Origin of the sequence: Streptomyces sp. NPDC050636, from assembly GCF_040654775.1 — a bacterium.
GTDB lineage: Bacteria > Actinomycetota > Actinomycetes > Streptomycetales > Streptomycetaceae > Streptomyces.
The window spans coordinates 1-1,165 of record NZ_JBFAIP010000274.1 but is presented as its reverse complement, the minus strand read 5'-3'; the positions used below and the strand labels follow the sequence as shown (position 1 = coordinate 1,165).

The 1,165-nt window shown below is 69.4% G+C and carries 1 protein-coding gene; it reads left to right on the top strand.

Features of this window, described 5'->3' with window-relative positions:
* Positions 1–123: 123 nt before the first annotated feature.
* Positions 124–984, top strand: coding sequence for a helix-turn-helix transcriptional regulator (locus AB0I10_RS41225; RefSeq protein WP_363157863.1), 861 nt, complete (start codon positions 124–126; stop codon positions 982–984).
* Positions 985–1,165 lie beyond the last annotated feature (181 nt).

Sequence of the window (1,165 nt, the reverse complement as noted above, 5' to 3'; positions counted from 1 at the left end):
TGCGGTGCAGTCCTAGACAGCTCCACCACACCGGAGGTCTTCGCCATGATCAAGCCCGGCAAGTGTCAACAACGCTCGTGATCAATACACCTAGGCACCTCGGCGCACACGCACACTGAGGAGGTGAATCGACGAGTACAACGAGAGCTCGGTGACTTCCTGCGCAGCAGGCGCGAGCGCATCGCCCCCGCCGACGCGGGGTTGCCCGCCGGGCCGCGCCGCCGCACCCCGGGACTGCGTCGCGAGGAGGTGGCGCAGCTGGCGTTCATCTCGACCGAGTACTACACGCGACTGGAGCAGGCCCGCGCCCCGCACCCGTCCCGCGAGGTACTGGCCCAACTCGCCCGCGCGCTGCGCCTGTCGGACGCCGAGCGCGACCACCTCCACCACCTCGCCGGTGCCCCGCCCGCACCCCCGCCCGGACCTTCGCGGGAGGTACGGCAGAGCATCGTCGACCTGCTGCACCGGCTGCCGGAGGCCGCGGCGGTCGTGATGTCGGCGACGTACGAGGTCATCGCCTGGAACGACCTGGCCGCCGCCCTGATGGAGGACTTCTCCGCCCTGTCGCGCCGGGACCGGAACCTCATCCGACGCGCCTTCCTCGGCCCGTACCCGCACGGCCGACGGCTGTACGGCGTCTCGGACGCGGACGAGTTCACCCGGACCTCGGCCCAGCACCTGCGCGCCGCCGCAGCCCGCTACCCCAACGACCCGGAGGTGACCGGTCTGGTCGAGGAACTCCTCGCCGGCAGCGAGGAGTTCGCCCGGATCTGGGCGGCCCACGACGTGACCGCCCGGCCGACCCTCTGCAAGACCTTCGAGCACCCTCTCGTCGGCCCCGTCAACGTCAACTGCGACGTCCTGGACATCGCCGACCGGGACCAGCAAGTCGTCATTTACACCGCCGCCCCCGGCTCACCGTCGGAAGAGGCACTGCGGCTGCTGTCAGTCGTCGGCACGCAGCGCATGGGCGTGCCCGGCTGACCTGTCTCCAGCCCCGTGATCACGATGTGGGGCATCACTCCGGGGTCACCCGTCACCAACGTGCCGGGACAACTCGCCTAGAGCCTGACCCATCGGACAGGCCCTAGCTGTATTGATCACGAGCGTTGTTGACACTTGCCGGGCTTGATCATGGCGAAGACCTCCGGTGTGGTGGAGCTGT